This window comes from Jeotgalibacillus sp. R-1-5s-1, assembly GCF_004405105.1.
Lineage (GTDB): Bacteria > Bacillota > Bacilli > Bacillales > Jeotgalibacillaceae > Jeotgalibacillus.
In genome coordinates this window covers 59,360-81,913 of sequence record NZ_SORW01000009.1, presented here as the reverse complement: position 1 = coordinate 81,913, position 22,554 = coordinate 59,360, and the positions used below count along the sequence as shown (strand labels likewise).

26 protein-coding genes are annotated in these 22,554 nt (G+C 45.0%); 22 read left to right on the top strand and 4 right to left on the bottom strand.

Features of this window, described 5'->3' with window-relative positions; genetic code table 11:
• Positions 1 to 139: 139 nt before the first annotated feature.
• Positions 140 to 466: a hypothetical protein gene (locus E2491_RS04900; protein WP_134373527.1), complete on the bottom strand. Its 327-nt coding sequence runs from the start codon at positions 464 to 466 to the stop codon at positions 140 to 142.
• Positions 467 to 584: 118 nt separating this feature from the next.
• Here E2491_RS04900 and E2491_RS04895 point away from each other — a divergent pair, with 118 nt between their 5' ends.
• The 5 genes from E2491_RS04895 to E2491_RS04875 all read left to right on the top strand — a co-directional run bounded on the left by E2491_RS04895 (position 585) and on the right by E2491_RS04875 (position 4,152).
• Positions 585 to 1,052 carry an NUDIX hydrolase gene (locus tag E2491_RS04895; RefSeq protein ID WP_134373525.1) on the top strand — a complete coding sequence of 156 codons (468 nt, stop codon included), beginning with the start codon at positions 585 to 587 and terminating at the stop codon, positions 1,050 to 1,052.
• Positions 1,049 to 1,849, top strand: a complete 801-nt coding sequence (locus E2491_RS04890) for a DUF2785 domain-containing protein (RefSeq protein WP_134373523.1) — start codon at positions 1,049 to 1,051, stop codon at positions 1,847 to 1,849. The genes E2491_RS04895 and E2491_RS04890 overlap by 4 nt, the downstream gene beginning before the upstream one ends.
• A gap of 156 nt (positions 1,850 to 2,005) precedes the next feature.
• The gene (locus E2491_RS04885; protein ID WP_134373521.1) at positions 2,006 to 3,532 is read left to right on the top strand and encodes a flotillin family protein; all 1,527 of its coding nucleotides are present in this window, start codon (positions 2,006 to 2,008) and stop codon (positions 3,530 to 3,532) included.
• A 103-nt stretch (positions 3,533 to 3,635) separates the two neighbouring features.
• The gene (locus E2491_RS04880) at positions 3,636 to 3,932 is read left to right on the top strand and encodes a hypothetical protein (RefSeq protein ID WP_134373519.1); all 297 of its coding nucleotides are present in this window, start codon (positions 3,636 to 3,638) and stop codon (positions 3,930 to 3,932) included.
• Positions 3,916 to 4,152 (top strand): hypothetical protein, encoded by a 237-nt coding sequence (locus tag E2491_RS04875; protein ID WP_134373517.1) that lies wholly within the window; start codon positions 3,916 to 3,918, stop codon positions 4,150 to 4,152. The genes E2491_RS04880 and E2491_RS04875 overlap by 17 nt, the downstream gene beginning before the upstream one ends.
• Before the next feature lie 108 nt (positions 4,153 to 4,260).
• Here the strand turns inward: E2491_RS04875 and E2491_RS04870 are convergent, their stop codons facing one another.
• Positions 4,261 to 4,587, bottom strand: a complete 327-nt coding sequence (locus E2491_RS04870; protein ID WP_134373515.1) for a winged helix-turn-helix transcriptional regulator — start codon at positions 4,585 to 4,587, stop codon at positions 4,261 to 4,263.
• 221 nt (positions 4,588 to 4,808) lie between these two features.
• Here E2491_RS04870 and E2491_RS04865 point away from each other — a divergent pair, with 221 nt between their 5' ends.
• Positions 4,809 to 6,047 (top strand): MFS transporter, encoded by a 1,239-nt coding sequence (locus tag E2491_RS04865; protein WP_134373513.1) that lies wholly within the window; start codon positions 4,809 to 4,811, stop codon positions 6,045 to 6,047.
• Here the strand turns inward: E2491_RS04865 and E2491_RS04860 are convergent.
• A complete protein-coding gene (locus E2491_RS04860) occupies positions 6,039 to 6,452 on the bottom strand; it encodes an Lrp/AsnC family transcriptional regulator (protein ID WP_134373511.1) in 414 nt (137 codons plus the stop codon). The two genes, E2491_RS04865 and E2491_RS04860, sit on opposite strands and share 9 nt — an antisense overlap.
• 120 nt (positions 6,453 to 6,572) lie before the next feature.
• Here E2491_RS04860 and E2491_RS04855 point away from each other — a divergent pair, with 120 nt between their 5' ends.
• From E2491_RS04855 to E2491_RS04845, 3 genes are all read left to right on the top strand, one after another.
• Positions 6,573 to 7,319, top strand: a complete 747-nt coding sequence (locus E2491_RS04855; RefSeq protein WP_134373509.1) for an MBL fold metallo-hydrolase — start codon at positions 6,573 to 6,575, stop codon at positions 7,317 to 7,319.
• A gap of 124 nt (positions 7,320 to 7,443) precedes the next feature.
• Positions 7,444 to 8,100, top strand: a complete 657-nt coding sequence (locus E2491_RS04850; RefSeq protein WP_134373507.1) for an HAD family hydrolase — start codon at positions 7,444 to 7,446, stop codon at positions 8,098 to 8,100.
• 5 nt (positions 8,101 to 8,105) lie between these two features.
• On the top strand, positions 8,106 to 8,696 hold the full coding sequence (locus E2491_RS04845; protein ID WP_134373505.1) for a GNAT family N-acetyltransferase: 591 nt from the start codon (positions 8,106 to 8,108) through the stop codon (positions 8,694 to 8,696).
• A 209-nt stretch (positions 8,697 to 8,905) separates the two neighbouring features.
• Here the strand turns inward: E2491_RS04845 and E2491_RS04840 are convergent, their stop codons facing one another.
• Positions 8,906 to 9,646: a glucose 1-dehydrogenase gene (locus E2491_RS04840; RefSeq protein WP_134373503.1), complete on the bottom strand. Its 741-nt coding sequence runs from the start codon at positions 9,644 to 9,646 to the stop codon at positions 8,906 to 8,908.
• Positions 9,647 to 9,827: 181 nt separating this feature from the next.
• Here E2491_RS04840 and E2491_RS04835 point away from each other — a divergent pair, with 181 nt between their 5' ends.
• The 13 genes from E2491_RS04835 to E2491_RS04780 all read left to right on the top strand — a co-directional run bounded on the left by E2491_RS04835 (position 9,828) and on the right by E2491_RS04780 (position 22,544).
• Entirely contained in the window at positions 9,828 to 10,463 is a 636-nt protein-coding gene (locus E2491_RS04835; RefSeq protein ID WP_166805789.1) for a TetR/AcrR family transcriptional regulator, read from the top strand.
• A 180-nt stretch (positions 10,464 to 10,643) separates the two neighbouring features.
• Positions 10,644 to 12,314: an SLC13 family permease gene (locus E2491_RS04830; RefSeq protein WP_244093885.1), complete on the top strand. Its 1,671-nt coding sequence runs from the start codon at positions 10,644 to 10,646 to the stop codon at positions 12,312 to 12,314.
• A 305-nt stretch (positions 12,315 to 12,619) separates the two neighbouring features.
• Positions 12,620 to 13,222: a histidine phosphatase family protein gene (locus E2491_RS04825; protein ID WP_134373497.1), complete on the top strand. Its 603-nt coding sequence runs from the start codon at positions 12,620 to 12,622 to the stop codon at positions 13,220 to 13,222.
• 366 nt (positions 13,223 to 13,588) lie between these two features.
• Positions 13,589 to 13,858, top strand: a complete 270-nt coding sequence (locus E2491_RS04820) for a hypothetical protein (protein ID WP_134373495.1) — start codon at positions 13,589 to 13,591, stop codon at positions 13,856 to 13,858.
• A 3-nt stretch (positions 13,859 to 13,861) separates the two neighbouring features.
• Positions 13,862 to 15,502, top strand: coding sequence for a sodium:solute symporter family transporter (locus tag E2491_RS04815; protein WP_134373493.1), 1,641 nt, complete (start codon positions 13,862 to 13,864; stop codon positions 15,500 to 15,502).
• Between the two features lie 72 nt (positions 15,503 to 15,574).
• The gene (locus tag E2491_RS04810) at positions 15,575 to 16,099 is read left to right on the top strand and encodes a YIP1 family protein (protein WP_244093884.1); all 525 of its coding nucleotides are present in this window, start codon (positions 15,575 to 15,577) and stop codon (positions 16,097 to 16,099) included.
• Positions 16,100 to 16,237: 138 nt separating this feature from the next.
• Positions 16,238 to 16,780, top strand: coding sequence for a glycerol-3-phosphate acyltransferase (locus tag E2491_RS04805; protein WP_134373489.1), 543 nt, complete (start codon positions 16,238 to 16,240; stop codon positions 16,778 to 16,780).
• 52 nt (positions 16,781 to 16,832) lie between these two features.
• Entirely contained in the window at positions 16,833 to 18,416 is a 1,584-nt protein-coding gene (locus E2491_RS04800; RefSeq protein ID WP_134373487.1) for an aminotransferase class V-fold PLP-dependent enzyme, read from the top strand.
• Positions 18,406 to 19,437 carry a phosphotransferase gene (locus E2491_RS04795; protein ID WP_134373485.1) on the top strand — a complete coding sequence of 344 codons (1,032 nt, stop codon included), beginning with the start codon at positions 18,406 to 18,408 and terminating at the stop codon, positions 19,435 to 19,437. Before E2491_RS04800 ends, E2491_RS04795 begins: the two co-directional genes overlap by 11 nt.
• A 12-nt stretch (positions 19,438 to 19,449) precedes the next feature.
• A complete protein-coding gene (locus E2491_RS04790) occupies positions 19,450 to 19,962 on the top strand; it encodes an AAA family ATPase (RefSeq protein WP_134373483.1) in 513 nt (170 codons plus the stop codon).
• A gap of 93 nt (positions 19,963 to 20,055) precedes the next feature.
• Complete coding sequence (locus tag E2491_RS17785; RefSeq protein WP_305778189.1) at positions 20,056 to 20,190, top strand: RAxF-45 family protein; 135 nt, start codon at positions 20,056 to 20,058, stop codon at positions 20,188 to 20,190.
• A gap of 104 nt (positions 20,191 to 20,294) precedes the next feature.
• Entirely contained in the window at positions 20,295 to 22,148 is a 1,854-nt protein-coding gene (gene abc-f, locus E2491_RS04785) for a ribosomal protection-like ABC-F family protein (protein ID WP_134373481.1), read from the top strand.
• Between the two features lie 48 nt (positions 22,149 to 22,196).
• On the top strand, positions 22,197 to 22,544 hold the full coding sequence (locus E2491_RS04780; protein WP_166805788.1) for a nuclear transport factor 2 family protein: 348 nt from the start codon (positions 22,197 to 22,199) through the stop codon (positions 22,542 to 22,544).
• Positions 22,545 to 22,554 lie beyond the last annotated feature (10 nt).

Sequence of the window (22,554 nt, the reverse complement as noted above, 5' to 3'; positions counted from 1 at the left end):
ATTCCTCATCCGGCTCTGTCCGTAAATGAATAAATGTGACAATCCTGCCGTCCTCAGAAAGCAGCTGCATAGAAAATCGATCATTGCTTTGAACCTCTCCAAGACTTTTACTCTCAAAAACGATGACCTGTCCAATAGATTAGGGATCCTGTGTTCTTTCCACTTCATCTGCATCAGAAGGCGCAAAGCTGAGCGCGTATTCGCCCGCATCCTCAATCGATAATAACTCCTGGCCTTCAGATGTTAAGTCAATCGTGATTACGGAAGCCTGATCCTCCATAAAGACCGCAGCTACACCTTCATCTGAAATATAATCATAAAGCAAATCATCTTCAGCTTTTTGATTTTCCCCATACGTCTCCACAAATGAAGACAACGACCCGCCAAGCTTGCCATCCATCGAGACGGGCTCACTGCAGCCGGTAAGAAATATGGAAAGCACCAAAATCATTCCCAAAATCTTCATGAAGACATGCCCCCATTCTGTTAAACTGAAAAAGAGTACTTGTGGTTATTATTTCCTTTGTGGGAGGTTTGAAACGCATCTTGAGTTGATTGCTTTAGGATTTTAAAGGGGTGGTGAAGTGAACCATTACATCCAAACGATGAGACAAATGATTGGCTCCTCAACACTTCTGACAGTCGGATGTGGTGTTTTACTGGAGGATGAGCATGGCCGGCTTTTGCTGCAAAGAAGGTCTGACTTTTCTGAATGGGGCATTCCGGGTGGCATTCTTGAAATTGGTGAAACGTTTGAGGAGACGGTAAGGCGTGAGGTATTTGAGGAAACCGGGCTTAACCTTGCGGAGATCCAATTATATGGTATTTATTCTGGTGTCAATGGATTTTCGGAATATGAGAATGGAGATAAGGTGTACAGTGTGCAAATTATTTTCCAGGCAAAATTGAACAATCCAAAACCGGTTAAGAGCCTTGAGAGTAAAGAGCTTGTCTTTTTTCATCGCGGACATCTGCCTGAAGACATCAATCCTCATCAGGCACCTTTCATTGAGGATTGGCATTTGGGTGTGAAAGGGCCGGTGGTGAAGTGACTGAGCAAGAGCTGAAAGAAATTTTAATGATGACATTGAAAAACAAGGGTGAACTATCGGATAACCTTATTTTACATATGATTACTCACATTGGTTCAACGGATCCGGTTTTAAGGGATGAACTGATTTACCAGGCATTTGGTATATACGTCACAGAGAATAGATTCAGTGATTCGCAGCTGCATTTAATCACTGAACAACTGCTGACACAGAAGAAGTTACTGAGCGGAATCAATCAATCTGTCTCTGATGACTTATTCACCCGTTCGTTCAGTGCACTCATTTTTGCTTTATTGCTAAAGCAGGATCATGAACGCAGATTCCTTTCGAAGGATTATTATGAGCGGATTGTCGATGTGGTCCAGTACTATGTTTCATCTGAGAATGATTTAAGAGGGTATGTGCCGGATAAAGGCTGGGCTCATGCGGCTGCCCATGCAGCTGATTTGCTGGAGGCGATTGCTTTGCATCCGTTAACGGGTGATGGCGAGCTAGGGTTGGTAATCAAAGGTGTTGCGCACTTCTTAACATCTGCGCCTGGTTATCATGATGAAGAAGAGGAAAGACTGGCAATCGCCTTTTTAGCATACACAACAAGATTTGAGTTAGACGGATGGTTAATAGATTTGCAGGAGCTTATCAGAGAGGTGGTTTTTCATTCAGATTCTCTACCAGATTTGGAGCGCTACCGTGTTAAAACGTCTTTAAAGTTTTTTCTCCAGGCACTGTTTTTTAAGATAGATGAAGACTCAGCGAGATCATATCTTGAACATCAAATCGTTAATCTAATGAATTAGTGTACCCGGTTGATTGATTAATAGAAAGATAGATGCCGGCCGGAAAAATTCATTTCTGGATTCCTTCACCTTTTTTAAAAGATTTCTGGAACCTTTTCCAATCCTGCACGTACATATAGTTGGAATAATCAATTTATTTTAAGGAGGAATACATAAATGGAAATCTTAGCAGCGTTATCAATCATCATTCCGATTTTGGTCGTGCTTGCGATCGTTGGTGCGGTTGTGTTTGTTTATTACAAGATCCGCTACAGAACAGCGCGTTCCAACCAGGCACTCATTATTACAGGACCTAAACTAGGTGATCCGAAGAAAGAAACGAATATTTTCACGGACAATGAAGGCCGTTCGATGAAAATCATCCGTGGTGGCGGGCATCTTCTCCGCATGCACCAGACAGCAACACCGGTTGAACTGACATCGTTTCAGCTGAAGCTGACAACGCCACGCGTTTATACAAATGGCGGTGTGCCGATCGTGGCTGATGCGGTTGCAATGGTAAAGGTGGCAGACACGCTGAAAGGGATCGCCAACTATGCCGAGCAGTTCCTTGGGAAGAAATCAGCAGAGCTTGAAGAAGAAATTGCAGAGGTACTCAGTGCGAATCTTCGTGCCATCCTTTCAAAAATGACGGTTGAGCAAATCAATGAAGACCGCGAATCATTTAACGCTCAAGTAACAGAGGTTGCACAAAAGCAGCTTGATGATATGGGATTCCGTATTACATCTCTTGGTCTGACTGACCTTCGTGATGCTGACAGTGAAAATGGTTATTTAGAGAACCTTGGCCGTCCACGTATTGCAGAAGTTCGTAAACTGGCTGAAATTGCCGAAGCCAACTCAGAAAAAGAAACACGTATACAGCGTGCAAACTCTGATAAAGAGGCGAAAGAAGAAGAATACAAACGTCAGACTGAAATTGCCGCTGCACAAAAAGAAAAGGATCTAAAAGATGCAGCGATCAAAGAAGAAACAGAACGTGCACGGGCGAAATCCGAGCAATCGTACACACTTGAAAAAGCTAAGCTTGATAAAGAGGTTCAGGAAGAAGAACTGATGCTGGTCGCAAAACGCAAAGAAGAAGAACTGCGAATCCAGCAACTTGAGCGTTCACGTCAGGTGCAGATTGAAGAGGAAGAAAACAAGATCCGCAAGGCGAAAGCCGATGCAGATTACTACTCCGTTACCCGACAGGCGGAAGCAGAAGCGCGTAAAGCGGAAATTGACGGGGAAGCCCAGGCACGTATCAAACGTGAAGCCGGTCTGGCAGAGGCTCAGGTTATTCTTGAGCGCGGTAAGGCGGAAGCCGAATCAAGACGTCTATTGACAGAAGCGATATCAGAGCACGGTGAAGTCATCCTCGCCGAGAAACTGATCGACATGCTGCCGATCTACGCAGAGAAAATTGCTAAACCGCTTGAAAATATCGAATCCGTTAAAATTCTTGATACGGGTGGTGGGAACGGAGTCGCATCTTACGGCAAAAGCATCACCCAAACCATGGTTGAACTCCAGGAACCACTTAAAGAGCTAACAGGAATTGACGTTTCCAAGTTGCTTTCTGATATGGTAAACCGCGGTAACACGCACACTGTGGTCAACAACAGTGGAGAAGCACCGGCTCAGAAGACAGTCACAAACCAAAAATCAGACGAAGCCGCAGCATCAAAGGATAAAGAGTAAAGCGTAGACTTCGGGGGCTGTCCCCAAGTTTACACTAGAGCAGTCTTTCATTAGAAAGGCTGCTTTCACTTTATGAATATAAACAATAGTAGGGGGTTGCAATATGAAGGAAAATCATTTAATAACGGCAAGGCTTTGGGGTTTGTTCAGTATGATCGCGGGAGGAATTTTTCTCTTTTTCGCTCCTGGTATTGGCAGTGGAGTTGCGGACTGGTGGGTAGCACAAAGTAATTCCATGGGTTCATTTGAATATATATATCAGGGATATATCACTGTTTTTATTGTGTTCGGAGCGATCTTACTGGTTCTGGGTGTTCTTATATGGATTGCTTCTTTAGCAGTCAGCCTCTACGGAAAGGAGCGTTTGGAGCAGGAGGAAAGTAGTGAAGAAACAGCGTGACTACATACTTTTTTCCTTTAATGTTCTAAGAATTTCCCCAATCGCAATTGCGATAAATCCATTTAAAATGGCAAAGAACGGAATGAGCAAACTCGTATTACCTCCAGAAGAAAACAAGCTCATGAAGATGAAAAGAGCACTAGTAATGATAAATATACTTCCCAATAAATATAGTGCGTTTTGTACAAAAGTAGCCATGTCACCAACTCCTGGATACTAAATGGTAGTGGAATTATAACATAGTGAGGTAATACATGGACAGGTCAGGTCAACAAAGCATATTTATTAAAGAGAGTGCAGAACCGCATAACTCGGGTTCTGCACTTTTTTATTGCGCCAGCTCCTCACCGGTTGCCTCAATATGGGCTTCTCCCCAGCTGCACATTACATCAAGAATGGGCTTCAGTGACCAGCCGTATTCAGTGAGTGAGTAAACGACCTTTGGTGGAACCTGGTCATAGACAGTGCGTTTTACGACACCATCTGCTTCAAGTTCACGAAGCTGTTGAGTGAGCATTTTTTGTGTGATATTCGGCATCAGCTTTTTAAGTTCACTCGTTCGCTTATCCCCTTTATCCAGGTGACAAAGAATCACGACTTTCCACTTTCCGCCGATGACTTCGAGTGTGGCTTCAACAGGAATGTTGTAAGGCATACGTAACTCCTCCTTTAATTTGTAAGTAGAATAGCACAGGCTAAAAGCATTGAAAAGATGATTGCGATGAAACCGTCCGAAAGGCATGATAGGGTACTTTTTGGTGCCTATCGCACTTTAAAGTACGTACTTCCCAAAAGAAATAAACGGGTTCATACTGACAATTGTTCAACATCACGAAAGGCGCCTTCGTGTTTATTTTCATAGGGAGGAATCAAATCATGACGACTAAAATGAATCAGCCTCCGCAGCAAAAAGGCGGAATGCTTGCTTTACTTGCACTGGCAATCAGTGCATTTGGAATCGGAACGACTGAATTTGTTCCGGTTGGACTCTTATCATCCATTGCAGGGGATCTTCAAATATCAATTACATTAGCGGGATTATTAATTTCTGGATATGCGATCGGGGTGGCGATTGGCGCACCGGTCTTAACGGCGTTGACAGCAAAAATGAGCCGCAAAACGCTTCTCATGGCGTTAATGGCGGTATTTGTTGTTGGAAATGCAGCTGCAGCGCTGTCTGACAGCTTTGCTTTCTTAATCGTGGCCCGTTTTATTACCGCTTTTTCTCACGGCATATTCTTTTCAATTGGATCAACGATTGCAGCTGATCTGGTTCCGGCTCATAAACGTGCCAGTGCCATTGCCTTTATGTTTACAGGTTTAACCGTTGCCACGGTGACAGGTGTGCCGCTTGGAACGTTTATTGGTCAGGCTTTTGGTTGGAGAGCGACATTTTGGGGTGTGGCCATTCTTGGACTGATCGGGATGGTTGCCAGTGCCCTGCTTGTACCGAAAAATCTGAAGGAAGCACCACCATCCTCATTTAAAGATCAACTTGCAATTTTAAATAATGGGCGTTTAATGCTTGCTTTCGCTATCACTGCACTCGGATATGGTGGAACATTCGTTGCCTTTACGTATTTAACACCGCTTTTAGAAAATGTCACAGGATTCAGCGCTAAATGGGTCAGCGTGATTCTACTTGTGTATGGCGTAGCTGTCGCTGTTGGAAATATGATTGGCGGAAAAGCGGCCAATCGTAATCCGCTTAAAGCATTAATGTGGATGTTCATATTTCAGGCAATCGTACTCGTACTGCTAAGCTTGGCAGCACCATTTAAAGCAGCAGGCCTAATCATGATTTTTCTGATGGGATTATTTGCATTCATGAATGTACCGGGACTTCAGGTACTCGTTGTAAATCTGGCTGAAAAATATGTACCATCAGCGGTCAATGTTGCTTCAGCACTTAACATCGCCGCATTTAACGTTGGGATCGCCATCGGTTCCTTCGTTGGAGGCCTCATCGTAGACGGAATCGGCCTCATCCACACACCATGGATCGGTGCCATCATGGTAGCTGGCGCTGTTGTCCTGACTGCATCACTGCGCAGGGCAGAAGAGGGTCAGACCATCTTCTACCGCAGTACCGGGACAGACCCGGGTTTACAGTAATGCTTTAATAACAGTCGCAGTCTTATATTGAGCATAGCTGCTCAGGTTTTCCAAAAAAGTATTCAGATCATCGTGGCTTGTGAATCTTGTTTCAAGCATATAACAGGCTTCACCGGTGGTTTTGACATGCTGAACAATGTTTGTTGACTGCTTTTCGATAAAGGCAAGATATTTAGCGTGATCAGGGCTTTGGGTAAATACCTGGATGAAGGCATGAACGGGAAAGCCGAGCTTCTCGTAGCTTTTTCGCACTGTATATTTATCGATAATGCCCTGATCCTCAAGTTTTTGTACACGTGCTGTTGCCGCCTGTCCGGTCAGATGGACTTTTCGACCGAGTTCCTTCATGGTGATCCGGCTATTCTGTTCAAGCTCTTGTAAAATGAGGTAGTCTGTCTGATCCATTCGATAACATCCTTTCAAAAATCAAGTGAAATCAACACATTACTTGATTTAGATTATGTACATCATCCTTCTTTAAAGTTTATCCTAAACAGGAACAATCCGAAAAGGAGAAGTGATGAGATGAAGCTGACACATATTCGTAACGCAACGATGGTAGTGGAATATGCAGGTAAAACGATTTTAGTAGATCCGTTTTTTGCTGAAAAAGGTTCACTGCCGCCGTTTCCGAACACGCCGAATCAGGGTTTATCCAATCCAACGGTTGAATTGCCGGTAAAGGTTGATGATCTTTCAAAAGCTGATGCGGTGATCGTCACTCACCTGCATGCCGATCATTTTGATGAAGCGGCTAAACAGGCACTGCCAAAAGCAACACCTGTTTTCGCGCAAAATGAAGCAGATGCCAAAGTAATTCAGGAAGCCGGTTTTCAGCACGTTTCTGTTCTGGGAGAACGTTCAGATTTTGAAGGAATTCAGCTGAGTAAAACTGCAGGACATCACGGAAAAGGTGAGATTGAAGAGCGAATGGGAGCCGTATGTGGTGTAGTGTTCAAACATCAGGATGAACAGACGCTCTACATCGCAGGTGATACGATCTGGTGCGATGAAGTAGAAGCGGTGCTGAAAGATGAGCAGCCTGACGTTATTGTATTAAATGCTGGAGCAGCACAGTTCCTTGAAGGCGGTCCGATCATCATGGATCAGCATGATGTAAAAAAAGTACTCGACACAGCAACAACGGCAACCGTAATCGCCGTTCACCTTGAGGCCCTTAACCATTGCGTCCTCACACGTGATGAACTAAAAGCACACATTCCGGACGAAAAACTCCTGGTTCCTGAAGACGGAGAAATCTATACATTTTAAAAAAACACCGCCGCGGCGGTGTTTTTCTGTAGGGTTGGGGTTTGTTCCTAAAGTCTATCGCAGACTTCAGGGACAAACCCCATTTCTACACTCTATGGTACAATTATCCAAAGGATGTGATCGGATGAGGGCAGTGTTGTTTGATTTTGATGGAACACTTTTGGATCGTGATGCTTCTGTTGCAGCGTTTATTGCTGATCAGTATGCGCGTTTGAAGCAAGTGAATGTAAACGTTGATCGGGATACATATGTGAATCGTTTTATTGAGCTGGATGCTCATGGATATGTGTGGAAAGACCGGGTTTATGCGCAACTTGTGGAGGAATTACAGATTAACATGACTGCAGAAGAATTGTTACAGGATTATCTGCATGAGTTTCCGAATCACTGTATTCCTGTAAAAGGGTTATATGAAATGCTGGAACATTTAAAAAGAAACGCGTATAAAATCGGTATGATTACAAACGGATTTGGGGATTTTCAAACGGCGAATATTCGTGCCCTTGGGATTGAGGAAGCCTTTGATGTCATTCTGATATCTGAATGGGAAAAGCTCCGAAAGCCTGATAGCCGGATTTTTCTGCGGGCACTTCAAAAGCTTGATGTAGAAGCTAAAGAGGCTGTGTTTGTTGGGGATCATCCTGAAAATGATATTCAGGCAGCGAAGCGGGTTGGGATGAAGGCTGTTTTGGTCCAGAGTGTAATTCAACAGGATGAAGATGCGGATGATGTGATAATGGATTTAAGAGAGTTGGAGAAGGTATTGAGGGAGTGGGAATAAAGGTCATGAAGATAGAGATAAGAGAACTAAAAAGTAGTCACCTTGAAGAAACCGATAAACTTTTTGAGAAATGCCTCCGTGATCTTTTGAAACGCGAGGGGTTAAGTCATGATCAGCAGCTTTTTGATGAGGAGGTTAGGCGGCTGGAGCGAATGGTGCGAGAGTCTTTGACAGATGACCGGATCAGATTTTATGCGGCTTTTACAGGGGATTCAGTTGTAGGAACGATTGCGCTGTTTGAACCGGGTGATCTCGTGAGATGCGGGCTGACTCCTGAACCCGGCTGTTTAGAAGTGGGGGGTGTATATATTCACCCTGATCACCAGAGGCAAGGAGTCGCTCAATCCTTACTGGCATTTGCAGAAGATGAGCTTTTACGTCTCGGGCACGACTTTTATTATCTCGATGCCGGGTTTAAAAGCTCTCAGCAATACTGGGTGAGTCGTTTTGGGAATGCAGATGTGTTGCTGAGGGACTACTGGGGGCAGGGTGCTCATCATATGATCTGGAAAAGGTGGCTTGGAGGTGGAGAAGTACGCTCATTTGGATGTGATGGAAAAGTGAGTGTGAATGAAGGAATTCGTGGAGTGGAATGAAGGAATCACCGGGCCTTGTGAAGGGAAAAGAGTCCGGCCAAGAGGTTTTGATGGAATTAATTTTCCATAAGAATGAAATCATTTTTGAAACGAGTGAATAAAAATTTCAAACGATCGAATAACTCCCCCGAGTGAAGGAATTCCGCTAACATGTCCCACTAAAAGAAATTGGGGTCCGTCTCTATCTAAGGCAGACCCCATTCATATTGTTATCCTGCAATCATTCCACCATCAATAATAAACTCAGATCCTGATGAGTAGCTGGATTCATCAGAGGCTAAGAATACGCAAAGAGCGGATACTTCTTCGGGTTCGGCTTGCCTGCCGAGCGGGATGGTGGCAAGCATTTGCTCAAGCACGGCTTCAAGCTCCGGTGTCTGGGTCATAGGTGTTTTAATAATACCCGGATGGATGGAGTTGACGCGAATGCCGAGTGGTCCGAGTTCAACGGCTGCTGATTTGGTCATGCCACGCACGGCGAACTTAGAGGCGTTGTAAGCAAGCGTCATCGCCTGACCGACCATACCGGAAATCGATGAAATGTTTATGATGGAGCCTTTGTCAGCCTTCTTCATGGACGGGAGCACTGATTTCATCCCTAAAAATACGCCCACCTGATTGATGTCGATCACTTTCCGGTAGTTTTCAAGGCTCAGACTTTCAAGCGGCTCCTGGATCACGATTCCGGCATTGTTCACCAGAACACTGATCGGTCCGAAATGTTCCTCGGTTTTATGAACGATATCCTTCCATTCTTCCTCACTTGTCACATCGTGCTTGAAAAATACACAATGATCGCCAAGTGCCTGTGCTGTTTTTTCGCCTTCTTCTGTCAGTACATCTGTAATCACGACCTTCGCACCTTCTGCAACAAAGGCTTTGGCATGTGAAGCACCCATTCCGCGGGCACCACCTGTAATTAACGCGACTTTTCCATCAAGACGTCCCATTTTTTGAAACCCTCCCTTAATGTATTCGCTTTTTTTACAGCATGCCTGCCGAAATTTGTCGAATGCAGAAATGCTGTGTACTTATAGTATAATAAGAAATAAGGGTGGGGACGATAGGCCTGTCATTTGTTATTCTACAGTTTGGCGTATTTTGTCGAATAAAATAACAGGAGGCGCACTGATGAACAATCTTTATCCGGATAAACGTGTCGTGCGGACGCGTCAAAAGATGATGGATGCTCTTTTACTGACGATGCAGGATCTGACTTTTGATGAGTTAACAGTGACCCGTCTGACTAAACTTGCAGGCGTTGATCGCAGTACATTTTATCACCATTATGATAGCCTGGATCATTTGATTGAACAGACTTTATCGTATGAGTTAACCCGCTTTGTTAAAGCCTATCGCGAACCTTATGCGAACCTTCCATCCTTTCAATTAAAGGATTTATCATCTTCAGAAATAACTTTGTTTCGATCAATCTATGAACGTCGGGATTTTTTCACTAACGTTGTTTACTCATCTCTCCTTCCAGTCTTTCAGCAAAAACTCTCAGAAGCTATTCAATCCATGATTTTATCTGATTATCAGCTGCAGGCAATCGACATTGATCAGCAGCTCTATTCCATTTATCATTCAACAGCCATCACAGGACTCATCACACACTGGATCCAAACGAACTATCAGAAAACACCGGCTCAGATGGCTTCTCAACTCTTAAATATCCTCCGCTTTCAGCCCGACTGCACATACATCGTCAAGCCGCTGCTGCCGCCATCCATGCTTGAAAAAGCGAGATTTATCCCATTTGAATAAGTGAGGAAGGAAAGAAAAGGGTCTGTCTATAAGTCTCCCGTAGACTTTAGGGACAGACCCTTTTTCTACATAGGAAAAAAGCCTATTTTTAGAATTGTGCGGCACTTTCCTTTCGCTCTCCTAAAAAATACTGTTATAATGCATAATTATGAAAGCGCTTTAATGAAGGGGAGTGAGGATTTGGATACGGTTAAGAGATTGTGGGAAAGGTCATGGGATAGTCATGACCGGATTAAAGAACTGCTTTTATTTAGAATGAATATGAACCCGGGTGGTCCGAAAAGTGATGATCCGGATCGTATGGCGAAGGCGTCAGGTAAGCTGACTGGTACCTTTAGACAGCCATCACCTGAGGGAAGGGATTATTCTGCGAAACAGAAAGTTGGTCTTTTTCTTGGACCTGCCCTGTTTATTATTTTGTTGCTGTTTTTCCGGGCAGAGGGATTATCGGCTGAAGCACTTGGTGTTTTAGCTGCAACAGTATGGATCGCAACGTGGTGGATCACAGAAGCGATTCCAATTCCGGCAACGTCACTGCTGCCAATTATTCTATTTCCGCTGGTCGCGGGTGTTGGTGTTGGTGACGTAACACCAAGCTATGGGGATCCGCTTGTATTTTTATTCCTGGGTGGATTTATTATTGCTCTGGCTCTGGAGCGGTGGAATCTTCATAAACGGATTGCGCTTGGCATTATCTCATTTGTCGGTACAAGCACAAGTGGCATCATGCTTGGCTTTATGGCCGCAACAGGCTTCTTGTCCATGTGGATTTCAAACACGGCAACGGCAATGATGATGGTGCCGATTGGAACGGCCATCATTTTTCAAATGTCATCACTAATTGATGATGGTTCTGTAAAGGATGCAGAGCATCAAAAAAGCCTTTTCGCAAAAGGGTTAATGATCGCAATTGCATTTTCTGCTTCAATTGGTGGGATCGCAACGATTATCGGAACGCCGCCAAATACGATCCTGGCAGCCCAGCTCCGTGCCATTTACGGCATTGACCTGTCATTTGCCCAGTGGATGCTGTTTGGTGTTCCATTTGCCGTCATTATGATTTTGTTTGCATGGGTGTATTTAGTGAAATTTGCTTTCCCAATGACGCTGAAAAACATTCCTGGTGGAAAAGAAGTCATTAAAAGAGAGCGTGACGCACTTGGTAAAATGAGTGCGGATGAAAAGATGGTCGCAGTTGTGTTCAGCGCGACTGCTCTTGCCTGGATTTTACGTTCGTTTGTATTACAGGAATACATCAGCCCGGCGATTGATGATACGATGATAGCCATTGCCGGAGCACTTGTACTGTTTTTAATTCCTTCTTTTCAATATCAGGGAGTCAAACTGATGAACTGGGATACTGCAAAAAATGTACCGTGGGGCATCCTTTTATTATTTGGTGGAGGTCTTGCGATTGCAGGCGGATTCGGTTCATCAGGTCTGGATGTGTGGATCGGGGAACGCTTAACCGTCCTTGATGGTGTCCAGTTTATTGTGATTATCACTGTTGTATCACTTGTTGTTGTGTTTTTAACTGAAATCACATCCAACACGGCTTCCGCCACGATGCTCATGCCGATTATGGCTGCATTGGCGCTCGCTGTGGATGTGCACCCATTTGCCGTCATGGTTCCAGCTGCCGTTGCCGCATCATGTGCGTTTATGCTGCCGGTAGCCACACCGCCAAATGCCGTTGTGTTCGGATCAGGCTACTTGAAAATGATGGATATGGTAAAAGCGGGAATCTGGATGAATATTTTTGCAACGATTGCGCTTGTTGGATTTGTTACACTGTTGCTTCCACTAGTGTTTGGCATTGAGCTGACATCGTTCCCGGATTCGTTAAGGTAAGGTGCGGGGAACGTGAGGTTGGAATGAGAGTTTGTGAGTTTGCGGGTAAAGTTCGTGAGGTTAGCCGAAGGGTTTGTGAGTTCCGGCAGCGGATTCGTGAGCTTCTCGCAGAATTCGTGAGTTCAGTTACTTATGTACTATACCGATACAACGTTCACGGCACCAGTAATATAATGAGCTACACCACTTTTAAACAAACAGGCTCTTACCATCATGATAAAGCTCAAAAGCTTCCAGAAATGAATCGTTTCTGGAAGTTTTTTTGTGTATAATGATCTTCTGTCAAAAAAAGGAGGAATGAGAGAGTGAAAATTGTACTGATCAGACACGGAGAATCTGAAGGGGATCTTTTGCATGTCCATGAGGGTAGTGCAGATTTTAACTTGACCGAGATGGGACATTGGCAGGCTGAACAAATGGCACAACGCGTGGCAAAGGAATTCAATCCAGAGCGAATTTGGGTTAGTTCACTGAAACGTGCCAGACAAACCGCTCAGAAAATTGCAGACATAACAGGCTGGCCGATAGAAGTCCTTGAGGATCTGCAGGAGCATAAAAATGGTGACATTGCAGGTAAGCCGCTGGATGAAATTCCTTTTCCTTTCAGTTATGACCGTCATGAAAAGTGGGGTGTGACGGGAGAAAGTGAGATAGAATTCAGAGCACGTTGTGAGCAGGTGCTGAGCCAAATATTCGCCAGCTCGAAGCAGGAGGAGACCGTCATGATTGTTGCTCATGGAGGTGTTATTTCAAGATTGATCGAATCCATGCTGAATATGCCATTCAGTCATCCGGCTTATTTCAGAACAGGGGATACAGGCATTCACCTTCTCGAGAAAGATGAGTCTGGTAAGATTGCTGTTCACTATTTAAACCATACAAGCCATCTAACAAAGCCATCCTGCTAAAGGGTGGCATTTTCATTGCCATAAAAACCTTTTGAATAAAAGATTTCCAGCATAATGAAATTGAATATGATGATTAACGGACTTTTGTTGCATGAGACATATAACAAGCAGACTGGTCAGACCAATTTCAGAACGCAGAAGCAAGATGATGTTTTATTGAAATAACATCCAAAAATAAGTTTTCGGAAAATTTAAAAATATTGTTGACGCAAAAATATGGTAGCGCTTACAATCAACTTGTTACAGAAATGTGAAGGAGGGTTGTTTGTATTTAAAAAATGAGCGAACGCTCGGTCGCAACAATCGAACGAACGCTCAGTCATCAAACGAACAAAATGGGAGAAATTTTTACAACGGAGGGATGACATGAAAGCCTATAAAAAAGAAGTTCAGTTTACGATCTGGATGACAGCGGCATTTGTCCTCGTGGGGAATGTTGGATTGATCTTTTCGATTTTTCCAACAGAGGCGATGATGTTCGGTTTTCCGGTGAAATACATCGTGCCGATTCTGATGGGGTGGTTCGGCGTGTTTTTCTTAACGATTGTTGCCGGAAAGATTGGAAATCGGATTGATGATGAAATTGAGCGTGAAAATGAAGCGCAAGAGTCATCTAAGGAAGCAAAGGGGGCGTAAGGGATGCAATGGCAGCTATCTAATCCAGTCATGGGTATTATCGTTGTAGTCGCAACGTTTGTATTATTTTATGCGGTCAGTTACATATCAAACAGAAAAAGCGCTTCTGCTCAGGAATTGTACGTTGGTAAATCCAATGTAGGGCCGATTACAAACGGGCTTGCAATGGCTTCAACGTATATGAGTTTAGCTACGTTCTTAGGCATTACTGCACTTATCTTAAATCTTCAGGCACCATTTATTTTATTGTGGATTCAGCTGATCCTGGCGATTCCGCTAATTACGATCATTTATGGAACAAGTCTTCGCCGGATGGGTGCTTTCTCGCCAACGCATTTCATCCGTAATCGTTATGGCGTGAAGGCGTCAATTATTGCAGCGTTGTTCATGATTCTTGTATCGATTATGTATGCGCTTGGTCAGATGATTGGGATTGCGGTTACGTTTGAGACGCTGCTTGGTATTCCGTATATGACGGGTCTGATTGTCGGTGGATTGATTATTGTCGGTTACGTGACCATTGGGGGAATGGCCGGAGCGACGAATAATGCAGCGATTCAGATGGTGATCATGGCACTGATGTTTATCGTTCCGCTTGCTGCGATTATGAAGGCTGTTGGTGGCAACGGATGGTATTTCCCGCCGCTACTGTATGCGGATATGGTGCCGGCAATGCTTGAAGCTGTACCAACGTTTTTTGACTATCAATTTTCACCTAAATGGTACTTTGCCATTATTCCAGCGCTGACAATCGGTGCACTTGGATTGCCTCACCTCGCAATGCGTGTTTACACGGCTTCAAGTCTGAAAAGTGCGCGCTCTGCGATGGTCTGGTTTGCATTTATTCTTGGACTTGTATTCTCAGCGACTTATGCGATGGGCTTCGTAGGTGTATTTGCAACTGCCACGCAGGGACTTGAAGTTTCAGCTGCAGATGCGGATAAGCTGACGATTATTTTAAATCTTGTGTATAACCCTGAGTGGGTGACGGCACTTGTGATTGCAGGTGCGATTTCAGCGGGATTATCTACGCTTAGTGGAAATCTGCTTGCGATTGGTGCTCTTCTCTCTCAGGATATCGTGGCAACATTAAAGCCGAATATTTCTCAGAAAGCGAGTCTTCGTTTAGGCTATATCGCGATTTTTGTTGGTGGGGTGATCAGTATTATTTTAGCGGTTGAACCTCCGGCATTTCTCGTGGTCAGTATTTTATGGGCATTCGGTCTTGCAGGTGTGACGAATGCACCGCTGATTATTGTAGGTGTGTGGTGGAAGGAAGCGAACAAGTACGGTGCGATGGCTGCTGCCGTGGTGGGTGGAGCAATCTATATTATCGTATCACCGTTTGTCTTCCCGAATATTGTACTGACAGGCCACAGCGTCACAGATGGAATGGGGATTTCGGGCGCGCTGCTGGCGGTTCCGATCAGTTTCATTCTGCTGATTGTCGTGTCTTATATCACGAATCGGATTCCTTCACTCGACAGCCGTTTAACGAAAAAGCAGGACAGCGAGCTGATCGAACAGATTCACGGCTGGAAGGATGTTCAGCCTTATCGCTATAACAGCAAAATCGGTGCAGGTGTTACCGTTGTTGTCTGTTTTGCGGTTGCGGTATGGGCATTGATGCCTTGGGGAATGTAACGTGTAAATAAAAAAGGGCTGGTGCGAACGCATCAGCCTGATTGTATGGGGGATGGAAAAGTGGTCGCAAGAATGATGATGTTAGATGAGACAGCGTTTAAGACCTTTTTGCAGTCTCCGAAAGTAACGGTATGGAGCCGGCTGCTTCTGATTGCAGTGGGTCTGGGATATGGATTGATTTCGATTGTGGCGAACTGGGCTTATGTCAGTGATTTTGACTCACAGGCGCTCAGATGGGTGGTTGTGCCGGGCATCTTTTTATTGTTCGGATTGCTGATGGCGATCTTAACAAGGTTTGGTTTGTCGCTGTTATTATGGGCTTCATCCCGCGGTCTCGGAGGCAGGGGAGTGCTCGGGGAGATCAGCAAAGCGACCTCTGTGTCACTGCTGCCGGGTATTTTAAGTGTTCCTTTTCTAACAGGAACGGCAAATGGATTGATGATTGCGCTTTTAGTGGCAGGTCTGATCTGGATGTACTTGATCAGTGTTCAGGTTGTCAAAGCAACTCAAGGGTTTGATGCGAAAAAAGCGTATCTGACGGTTGCGCTTGCTTTTGTGTTTCTGGCGAGTATTTATTATATTGTGGTGCCTGCATAGGTGATCAAAGCATCTCATAGAAGAGGTGCTTTTTTAAATGGAGAAAGAATACGATTTTAAAGAATCGACCTATCCGCAAAGGTGGTCCGTCCGATATAATGAAGTTATTGGAAATACATAGATAAAGAGGATGTTTGAATGACAATTTTAATGGCAGCTGTGATTCCTTATCTTTTTGGATGCATCAATGGTGCGTATTATTTAACAAAATGGCTGAAAAAGCAGGATATTCGGGAGCTTGAAAGTGGAAATGCGGGCGCGACGAATGCCGGGAGAGTGATGGGGAAGACGGGGTTTCTGTTGACCTTATTGATTGATGCGGTGAAAACGTGGCTGGCATTATGGCTGGTTACGGTCTGGTTTGATGGGCTGCTGTGGCCGCAGGTTGTGGCAATTGCTTTCGTATTATTAGGTCACCTATACCCTGCCCATCTTCAATTCAGAGGTGGTAAAGGGATCGTCGTCTTTCTCGCAGGCGCATTCTGGCTGCAGCCGCTGATCCTGGCTGTACTGGCTGGCGTCATGGCCGTTGTCTATGGGCTGTCGAGACGCTACACCATCTCAGGCTTCATCGCCATTGGCGCAGTTCTCGGCTTCCTGTTTTACGAATTTGGTATATCCGTCGTATCACTCGGTATGAGCGGTATGTTTCTATACATGCTGCTGGTTTATAACAAATAGAAATGTGCAGGCTTGGGGGACAGATCCCAAGTCTACAGTAAGGAGGAGTTGGATGCGGTCGCTGGTGTATAAGGTGGCAACGGATGCGAATGAATTGAAGCAGATTCATTCGCTGAATTATGAGACGTTTGTGGAGGAGATTCCACAGCATGATGCGAATGAACAGAGGCTGCTGGTGGATCGGTTTCACGAGGAAAATACATATATGATTGCGAAGGAAGGGCCGCAGGTGGTTGGCATGATTGCGGTTCGTTCGAAGCGGCCTTTTTCGCTGGATGCGAAGCTTGGGGATCTTGATGCGTATTTGCCTGAAGGAGCCAGACCTTGTGAGATTCGTTTGTTGTCGATTCGCAAGGAGTGGAGGAGCACTCAGGTTTTTTACCGTCTGTGTGAACAGCTTTTGGCGTACTGTCTGGAAAAGGGGTTCACGATTGCTCTGATTTCAGGAACGGTGAGGCAGCTGAAGCTTTACAAAAGAATTGGCTTTGAACCGTTTGCTGATCTTGTAGGTACGGAGGATGCACTTTATCAGCCGATGTATTTAACGAAGGCGAGCTTTGAGCGGTCAACGAAAGCGTTTGAACGTCTGATGATCCGCAAACATAAGGAGCCAACCTCTCTTCTTCCGGGACCCGTGCAGCTTGATCCTTCTGTAGTTAAAGCATTTAATCAGATGCCGATTTCTCACCGGAGTAAGGAATTCAGCGCGCAGCTTAGTGAGGTAAAGCAGCTCTTATGTGACAAAACCCAGGCGAAGTTTGCCGCTGTTGCAGTAGGGACGGGAACGCTGGCCAACGATCTGGTCGCTGCACAGCTTTCTCTAAAGGAAGGAAGAGGGCTCATTCTGTCCAATGGTGAGTTCGGTGAGCGGCTGGTGGATCATGCTGAACGTTTTGATTTAAATGTGGTTTGGATTCGTGAAGATTGGAATGTGCCTTTCGACCTGAAAAAGGTATCAGAAAAGCTGGCTGAGGATCCATCAATTACCTGGCTGTGGACGGTCCATTGTGAAACATCGACCGGTTATGCGACGGATCTACAGGAGCTGATAAGGGTTTGCAGATCTTTTGATGTGGATGTATGTCTGGACGCCTGCAGCAGTGTGGGTGTAATGGAGGAAGATTACAGTGAAGTACTTTTAGCTTCGACTGTCAGTGGGAAAGGGCTTGGCTCCTATCCGGGTCTCGCGTTTGTGTTGCATCGTGAGGAAATAAAACAGAATACAGGACTGCCGCGTTACCTCGATCTAGGCATGTACAGCGGACAGGAAACGCCTTATACGCATTCTTCAAACCTGGTGAGTGCTTTGTGTACTGCCTTAAATCTGGACAACGCTAATGTTTACGACGTAAGAGCTGCGTGGAAGGAAGCTGGCCTGGCTGTTTTAGGGGATGATACGTATTCACAGGGAATCGTTACTGCACTGTTGCCATCAGCCATTTCAAGCAGAGCATTTGGAGATCGCTGCAAACAACAGGGGGTCCTGATCAGCTATGAGAGTGAGTACCTGTTGAAACGCAACTGGATTCAGGCAGCAGTCATGGGATCCCATCAGGAAAAAGGATTGAAACAGGCGATCGAAGTGACGGTAAAGGTGTTTGAGGAGCTTGGGAAGGCCACAGAATATGGGGCATAAGAGCTGGTCTGAAGAAGAGTTGAGAGACGTACTGAATGAATTTGGTCTGAAGAACATTAAGAGAATCTCTGTTTTTAGAAAGGAAGTAAAAGTACTGGCTGAGGTGGAATCAGGTCAGACTGTTTATTTTCTGAAGGGGGAAGCATCAGGGCAGGCATTTGTGGAGCGGGCCTGTGAATTTGCTGACATGTTCCTTGGAAAAGGTATTCCATTTCCGACTTATCATCAGTCCGAATCAGGATGGACGATAGAGAAAAAGGGTGTGGTCTTCACGCTTGAAAAGAAATGCGCAGGAAATGAGAAATCATCAGGATCCATTGAGATCGTTCAAAAAATTGCTAAAGCGCTCGCAAAGCAGCATCTGATTTCTGAGTCCGTTTCATTCAGGTTTAACACCGGGACGACCTGGTCATTGTTTGGAGGGAACCAAACAGATAATCTTGGAGACTATGACGAAAATGAACAGATGATCCAGCTCTTTGAGGAAAAAATGTATGATCATGAGATGAGTCAGCGTGTGTTGCAGCTGGCGCATGAAAAACGCCAGTTGCTAAATAAGCATTGGCCTGAACTTCCCACAGGACCGGTGCAGGGCGACTTTTGTTATTACAATATGACGTTTGATGAGAATGGTGACATCTCAGGCATTTATGACCTGAACCTTGCAGGAGACGAAGTGCTGGTGAATGAATGTGTAGCAGTCGGCATTTATCATAGCTGGATCATGCCATACACAGGAGAAGAATCATCACATGATCGCTTCTTACATTTTCTTGCTGCTTATCAGAAAGTACGGAAGCTTTCAGCGCTGGAACAATCGTTCATCGTCCCTCTCTATCAGCTAACAAGAGCCTTCCGCTTTGACAGGATTGAACCTGGTGTAAAGAAAACCGGAATAGAACGGGAACAATTTTTAGAGGCCACATTAAATATTTTATGTGAAGAGCTGGCAGGGAGTGTAGAGATGGGTCTGTCCCTGAAGTCTACAGTCGAGAAGAGGAACAGGCCCGCTTCTAGTTGAAGGAGTGATCGTATGAAAATCCGTATTGTCGGGTCAGTTGGCAGTGGGAAGACAACTTTGGCAAGATGGCTATCTGAGCAATCCGGGACGCCGTTTGTTGAGCTCGATCAGGTAGTGTGGGAGCGTAATAAGGAAGGGCTTGAGGATAGAAGGAGAACGGAAGAGGAAAGGGAATTGGTTTTAAGTGAGATTCTGGATCGTTCTTCCTGGATTGTCGAGGGTGTACATTCTGAAGAGTGGACACACAGCACATTTGAAAAAGCCGATGCCATTGTGTTTCTGGATCCGCCGCGAAATGTGCGGAAATGGAGAATTACAAAACGATTTATCAAACAGCGCTTAAAGCTCGAAGCCGTTCATTACGATCCAACCTGGACAATTTATAAAAAAATGTTCAAATGGGACCGCTACTTCGAAGAGAACGGGAAGCCGAATGTGATTCGGATTTGCGGGGACCTTCAGTGCCGCTTGATCACCATTAAGAATCAGGGAGACCAAAAACGCCTAGCAAAGGAACTACTGTAGAAATGGGGTCTGTCCCCTATATCTACAGTATTGATTTGAAGAATGGCGTTGTGCTATAATTTTGACAACTTATATGATCGGAGGTGAAAAGGAATGAATAAGTCTGCTGGATTAGCATGTGAAAAACAGGTTAGTTTCTTATATTTTACACATGCTCAAATTCATGATTTTGCGAACAACGGGACACGTCTGCCCTTTTTTAGCAAAATACGAATAAAATCCAGCTGATGAACCATTCTTTTTCGCCGTGCGCAAAAGGACTGTCTGTTGATCAGGCAGTCCTTTTTTGTCTTGAAAAGATTGTTCTTTCAGCTGTACTGGAGGAACCGGGTATGTATATGAAAGCAGAACAAATCGCCAAAATGATGGGCGGTACAAAAATATTTGAATCATTGACGATTGAAGTGAAAGAGAACGAGGTCGTGGGGCTTGTCGGTCCGAATGGCTGTGGCAAAACAACGTTATTAAAGCTGATGGCTGAACATGAGCCGGTCGATGCAGGCCGTATCATCCGGAAAAAAGGGCTGTCAGTTGGCTACCTCCATCAGATTCCTTCCTTTCCGTCACACTGGACCGGTCAGGATGTGTTATTAACCGCGTTCGAACAAGTTGTCTCGATGGAAAAGCAGATGAAGGAGCTGGAGCAGGAAATGGGTCAGGCTGATCCTGTTCAACTTGAACGTTTGCTTGTGAAATACGGTGATTTGCAGGAACAATTCACCGCTCTAGGCGGATATGAACGTGATGCCAAGATTCAGGCTGTTATCCAGGGACTAAAGCTGAGCCGCTTTATTGACCAGCCATTTCGTCAGTTAAGCGGCGGGGAGCAGACGAAGGTCATGCTTGGCTTCCTTTTATTGAAAAACCCGGATTTACTGCTGCTTGATGAGCCGACCAACCATTTGGATATGGACGCGATTGAATGGCTCGAGGTATTTGTGAAGGCGCATCATGGAGCCATCCTGATGGTCTCGCATGACCGCCATTTTCTCAATCAGACAGCGACACGCATCGTTGAAATTGAGGATGGTGAAACCTACAGCTACAAAGGAAATTATGATGCCTATGTAAAAGAGAAGGAAGCGCGCATCATGCAGGAGTTCCACGAGTATGAGGAGCAGCAGAAAAAAATCAAGAAAATGAAAGAGGCGATCCGTCGTCTGCGTCAGTGGGCGAACGAAGCGAATCCGCCAAATCCGAAGCTGTTTAAAAAAGCAAAATCAATGGAGAAGGCACTTGAGCGGATGGAGCGTGTTAAGAAGCCGGTGACGGTTAAAAAGATGAATCTTTCGCTCGATACAGGTGATCGCAGCGGGAAAGACGTTGTGACCTTTGAGCATGTTGGGAAGCGATATGAGCACTGGCTTTTCCGTGACGTAAATCTGTCTGTTAAATGGCAGGATCATATCGGCATCGTTGGTGGGAATGGTACAGGGAAGTCGACGCTGATCAAAATGATTACAGGTGATGTCCAGCCGGATGAAGGGCGCTGCCGGATTGGCAGTAATGTAAAAGTCGGTTATCTGTCACAGCTATTCTCCTACCGTGATCCGTCCATGCGCGTCATTGACGTTTTCAGAGAGCATGTATCGATGACAGAAGGGGAAGCGCGCCACGTTCTGGCCAGGTTCTTATTCTACGGCTATGACGTATTTAAAAAAGTTGAGAGTTTGAGTGGTGGCGAACGCATGAGGCTGCGTCTTGCCCAGCTGATGCATGATGAAATCAACTTGCTTGTGCTGGATGAACCCACTAATCATCTGGATATTGAATCACGTGAGGTGCTTGAGGATACGCTTCAGCAGTTTGAAGGCACCATTTTAGCGATCTCACACGACCGGTATTTTTTAAATGCACTGTTCCACAAAACTGCCTGGTTGGAAAATGGAGAACTGACTTTATACAACGGTAACTATGACTGGGCGAAGTCCAAGCGGCCTGAGCTCAGAGATGCACCTTCAGTTGAGAAAAAGCCTGCTCAGGAAAAGCCCAGACAGCAGGAAAAGCAGGAGATAGACATTGAAGCGAGCATTCATGAGCTTGAAAAAGAGATTCAGAAGCTGGAGGCCGACATCCAGGTCATTCAGGATGACTGGGAGGCATATGAACAGCTGTTAAATGACAAACAGCGTGCAGAGCGTGAACTGGAAGCATTATATGATCAGTGGCTGCAGGGCCAGGAGTAAACAGATTCAGGTTTTATATATGCTGGAACTTAAAGGGAGATGGAGCGCATGGATGAATTAAAACAAGTGATATTATTTCATGAACAAGAGCTGTTAAACAATGAAATTCGAACATCTCATGAGGATCTCGATCGGCTGATCCATAAAGATTTTCTGGAGTTCGGCAAGTCAGGCGGGACCTGGAGAAAAGAAGATCTGATGGGAGAAGAAGGAGCCGGACATATTGACGTGACAATAGAAGGCTTTGATATCCGGGTCCTTACTTCTGATACCGTGCAGGCAATCTATCAATCAAAAAATAACCAAACAAACGAAAAAGCCAACCGCTGCTCCATCTGGAAAAAAGAAAAAGATCAATGGCAGATGATTTTTCATCAGGGTACAGTTGCAAGGTAGTGTAGAGGCA